The 4,928-nt window shown below is 72.0% G+C and carries 4 protein-coding genes and 1 pseudogene; 2 read left to right on the plus strand and 3 right to left on the minus strand.

Going from position 1 to position 4,928, the window contains the following annotated elements:
• Positions 1-4 precede the first annotated feature (4 nt).
• Positions 5-562 carry a peptide deformylase gene (def, locus tag D474_RS0126675; RefSeq protein WP_026118829.1) on the minus strand — a complete coding sequence of 186 codons (558 nt, stop codon included), beginning with the start codon at positions 560-562 and terminating at the stop codon, positions 5-7.
• 128 nt (positions 563-690) lie between these two features.
• Complete coding sequence (locus D474_RS0126680) at positions 691-1,503, minus strand: nucleotidyltransferase domain-containing protein (protein ID WP_017616534.1); 813 nt, start codon at positions 1,501-1,503, stop codon at positions 691-693.
• A gap of 848 nt (positions 1,504-2,351) precedes the next feature.
• On the opposite strand from D474_RS0126680, the gene D474_RS0126685 reads away from it, so the two are divergent.
• Together D474_RS0126685 and D474_RS0126690 are read left to right on the plus strand one after the other, a co-directional pair.
• A complete protein-coding gene (locus tag D474_RS0126685) occupies positions 2,352-3,029 on the plus strand; it encodes a sirohydrochlorin chelatase (protein WP_017616535.1) in 678 nt (225 codons plus the stop codon).
• Between the two features lie 242 nt (positions 3,030-3,271).
• A complete protein-coding gene (locus tag D474_RS0126690) occupies positions 3,272-4,183 on the plus strand; it encodes an aminoglycoside phosphotransferase family protein (RefSeq protein ID WP_017616536.1) in 912 nt (303 codons plus the stop codon).
• 258 nt (positions 4,184-4,441) lie between these two features.
• On the opposite strand, the pseudogene D474_RS32480 reads toward D474_RS0126690, so the two are convergent.
• Positions 4,442-4,928: pseudogene (locus tag D474_RS32480) on the minus strand (hypothetical protein); the annotation flags it as partial.

Raw genomic sequence — 4,928 nt, forward strand, 5'->3', positions numbered from 1 at the left:
GGGGTCAGGCGCCGCCGAACGCGCTCGGCAGGGCGTTCTCGGACCGTGCCCGCGGCCCCTGGTCGCCGGTGAGGAACCAGTCGGAGCGGCGGATGTCACGCAGCGCCCGCTTGCGTTCCTCCTTCGGCAGCCGGTCGATGTAGAGCACGCCGTCGAGGTGATCGGTCTCGTGCTGCAGGCACTGCGCCATGAGTCCGGTGCCTTCGACGGTGATCGGCTCGTTGCGCAGATCGACGCCGGTCACGACCGCCCGCTGCGCGCGCTCGGTGCGGTACCAGAGCTCGGGGATCGACAGGCAGCCCTCGTCGCAGTCCTGGAGCTCGTCGGAGAGCTCCGCGATCTGCGGGTTGATGACGTAACCCGTGCTGCCCTCGACGTCGTAGCTGAAGACCCGTAGCCCCACACCGATCTGGGTGGCTGCCACACCGGCGCGCCCCCGGGCGTCGACGGTGTCGAGGAGGTCGCGGACCAGTTTCTCGGTGTGCCTGTCGAACGAGGTGACGGGGGTTGTCGGGCTGGTGAGGACGGGGTCGCCGAAACGGACGATGGGGCGCATGCTCATGTGAACAGGTTAAGCGGCGCTGCCGGCGGGCGGTGCGGGAGCGAGCGACCGGGCCCGGTTCCGGCCGCGCGCGGCCCGAACCCCGGACCTTCCGGGTCACGGAGGGCCGACCTGTTGCGGCGCCCGGTTCAGCCGGCGAGCTTGGGGCGCAGCGACTCGTCCAGGACCATCTCGATGTAGTCCAGCGCGGCCCGGCGGCGGGCCAGCGCGTTCTCGTACAGCGACGGGGCCTGGGAGTCGCGCCGCACGCGCAGGCACTCGTTGACGATGTTCTGCCACTTCTGCTCGAACGCGTGCAGTGCGTAGGCGCCGGCGCCGGACTTCGAGGTGATCTCGCCGGTCTTGAGCGTGAAGTGCAGGCGGCTGACGCTGAGCACGCTCCAGGACGGGGCGAGGGAGCCCAGCACTGCGAGCCCGCGCGGGCTGACCAGACGGCCGGCCTTCTCCCTCCAGCGCCGCCACTGCTGGTCGAGGGAGCCCAGCGACCAGGCGCGCAGGCTCTCCGGCTCGTCCCACACGTCGAGCTCCAGGGGGTGCGGGCCGCGCACGGTGACCCCGCGCTCGGCCAGGACATGCCAGGTCACGGGGTTGACGTCCTGCTGGGCCCGGGGGCGGAACCGGCCCCCGACCACCGAGGCGACCGGCCCGCACACGGCGGGGTCGCGGGTGAGGTCGCTCCACGTCACGTGGACGCCGTTGAACTGGGGACGGGGCATGTCGCTGCGCGTGCGCACGTGGGCGCGGCGCAGGCGGTCGGCCTCGTCGGCGTCGGGGCGGCGGTCGGTGACCACCACGAAGTCGACGTCGCTGGTGTGGGGGCGGAAGTCGCCGAGCGCGACCGAACCGGTCAGGTACAGGCCGCGCACGAGACCGGGGGCCTCCTGGTCGGCGTGGGAGAGGAAGGTCCGGGCCAACGTCTGCACCCGAGGGTGGACGGCCATGCTCACTCCAGTCTGAATGGTTCGGCTTGTGTGGAAAGTCCGGCGAGGGCCGAGAGGGAGGGACGGCCGGGGCGCTGCGCCGGACGGAGGCGGTTCGTGTGGCTCGTGGTGCCAACGGTGTGCCTGTGTCAACCGATGGCGCGGTGTCCGCTCGTCACCAAGTTTGGGTGTGCTCGTGTGAGTTGGCAAGTGATCACGCCGTACTCACACCCTGTCTCCCCACGTCAAGTGGTGTGCGGCTGCGATCGAAGAGGGGAGCGCACACCCTTGACACAGAGCCTCCACATGTGCAACCGCAGTCGAGAGCCCGCCGGGTCGGCGGCCACCACCCGCAGCCTCCTCGGGGAGCACATCGGGCACACCCTGAACGCCGAACGCTACCCGTGCGGCACCACCCTCCGCGCCGGTGAGAGGCCTTCGGCACGTGCACTCGCACCATGCGAATGCATGGGAATTCTATGGTTCCACCATTTCTCTGGAGAGGCCGGGGACACGAGAACACCCGGAGTTCACCACGGAATCCGCCCTATCGACCGGTAATGAGTTCCCTGACTCATTCTGTGGACATCCACCACGGTCCGCGTAGGATTGACCCAGGTCGGGACGGTTCATCCCCTTCCCTCCGGGGAGCCAAGACACGGCGAACACGACCGCGGAGGCGGGTCTCCCCCGCATTTCGACGATCGTTATGGTTCACCGGGCCTTCCCCAGGCGATAACAACTACAGCCATTCTCCGCTTTTTCCTCCCCGTAACACCGGAGCACCCGGGTGAAACCGGAGCCCATTACGTTCGGTACGCACGTGGCAGAGAAAGCAGAGAGAACGCAGCGATCCCAAGGAGCCGTGCATGGTCCCGACGATGGTCCTCGTAGCCGACGACTCCCGCGACGCCCAACGCCGGGAGGCCCTGCACGGCCTCGCCGACGCGGTCGCCGCCCGGGGTGAGGCCCCCGTGGCCCCCGCCTTCGGCAGCCCCGACGAGGTCGCCGCCACCGTCCACGGGGTCCGGGGCCCCAAGGTCGTCGTTCCGGCGTTCGTCGCGGGCGGTGACGTCGCCAGCGCCCAGATGATGTCCCGCATCGGGCTCCCGGAGCTGCGCGACTCCTGCCAGACCGAACCCCTGGGCGCGGTGCCCTCGATCGTGGCCGACCTGGCCACGCGCCTGGGCAACGCGGGATGGAGCCGGGAGGACGGTGTGGTGCTGGCCGCGGACGGCGCCACCGGAACAGACGAACGCACCGTGGTCACCGACGTCGCGCGCATGCTCAGCCGGCGGCTCGGGTCCCCCGTCCAGGTCGGTTACCTGCGCGCCTGGGCGCCCTCGGTCTTCGACGCCGTGGACCGCCTGCGCCGCGACGGGCACGACAAGGTCGCCGTCGCCGCGTGGCGCCTGGTCGACGGGCCCGACTTCGACCTGCTGCGCTCATCGGACATCACCGCCATCACCTCTCCCCTGTGGCCCTCCGACCTGATCGTGGACACGCTGCTGGCCCAGCACCGTGCGGCCAAGGGTCGGCTCACCTGAACCGGCCCCGCCCCGGGTGGGTGCGGGGCGGGGCCACGCCCTCCTCGGGGGACACCGTTACCCCGGGACCGGTGGTGGGTATGGCCGTGACCGGCGGGAACTCCCCGCACCCGCACAACGGCAGCGCCCCACGAAAGGGGCACGCCGGTCGCGGCCCCTCCGCGACCTGCCGCGGGGCTCACGCGCCCGCGCCCCGGCAGACGGGACCCGCACGGCGGCGTGAGCGAACCTGAGGTGGATACATGAGTGACGTCACGCAGTTGGTCGACGAGGAGCAACGCCTTCGGTTGGAACGCCGGTTCGGTACACACGTCGGTGACTGGCTGGCCGAACTCCCCTACACACTCGACACACTGGCCGCGGAGTGGGACCTGACCCTGCAGGGCCCCGCGCCGGGCGGGCGCACCTCCGTCGTCGTCTACGCGACCCTCGCCGACGGGCGCGAGGGTGCGCTGAAGCTCTCTCCCGACCACGGTCTGGCCCGGGCGGAGGCCGGAATGCTGCGCATGTGGTCCTCCTCCGGGCGCGTGCCCGAGGTGTGGGGCCTGGACGTGGGGCACGGCGCGATCCTGATGGAACGCATCGAGGGCGAGCCGCTCTCCGCCGGGGGTGTGCTGCCGCCGATGTCGACGATCGGCACGCTGATCCGGGAGCTGCACGCCGTGGACGGCGACCCCGAGCAGCTCGCGGAACTGCGGCCCCTCATGGCGCGGGTGCAGTTCATCTTCGACCTGTGGGGGCGCGAACGCACCGAGGGCCCTGCCGTCGACGTGGTGTCGCCCGCGGTCATGCACCAGGGGTTCTGCCGCGCGCGCGAACTCGCCCACGACGACGTCGACGTGGTGCCGTTGCACGGGGACCTGCACCCGGGCAACGTCATCGACGGCGGCGAGCGCGGGCTCGTGGCGCTGGACCCGCGCGCGTGTGCGGGTGACGGTGCGGTGGACGCGGTCGACTGGATCCTGTGGCAGATCACCGACGCCGGCCAGGCGGAGCGGCGCGCGCAGGAGTTGTCCAAGGCAATGGGGGTCGACGCCGACCGGATGCTGGCCTGGGCGCGCGCGTTCGCACCGTGCCTCGCGGTGGCCATGGTCAACCGTGCCCAAGAGGGGACGGCGGAATTCGACGCCGTCATGACCCTCACGCAGGGGTAGGGGCTCGGTTCGAGGGCCGGGCCCGCCGCGGGCATGACGTGCCGCAAAGGGCCCCGTGCGGCGCTCCGGGCGGGGCCGCCCATGCTCCGCATGCACTGCCGCTGAACCCCTGCCCGTCGCGCGGGATCCCACCGGCACCGAACGGCGGGCCGGTCTCCTGCCGGGGATCTTGCTACCAGAGCCAGTATCAGCGCTGAACCCGGCGCTGGTAGCAAGATCCCGGAGTCAGGCCGCCATGCACGGCGGCGCCCCGCGGGATCAGGGGTGGCCGCCGCGGGCGTCCCAGCGGTCCCGGCGGTCCCGGCGGTCCCGGCCGTCGGTGCCGCCGGGCGCGTCCCTGCGAGGTTCGTCGAGCATGTCCCAGTACGCCTGCGGGTCGTCCTTGCTCGGCCGGTCCCAGCGGTCGTGGGCAGAAGCGCCCGGAGCCCCGTGGGCCCCGCGGGGGTCCCACTCGTTCCGGTCGGGCGGGGCCTGTTCGGGACCTGCGGGTCCGGCAGGACCGACCGGGTCGGCAGGGCCCCACGGGGTCTCCCCGCTCCCCCAGGCCGCGCCGCTCTCCCACGACATGTGGTCACCGAAGGACCCGCCGGAACCGTACGTCCCGGTGGTCGGGTCGATGCGCCACGACGGTGCGTCGGTTCCGGGGACGGCGCCACCGGCCCAGGCAGACCCGTGAGCCCCCTCGGGCCCGGGCTCCGCGGCACCGACGGCCTCCATCTCCCCGGTGTCGCCGTAGCGGCCGCCG

It is taken from the genome of Nocardiopsis salina YIM 90010, assembly GCF_000341025.1.
GTDB classification, from domain to species: Bacteria; Actinomycetota; Actinomycetes; order Streptosporangiales; family Streptosporangiaceae; genus Nocardiopsis; species Nocardiopsis salina.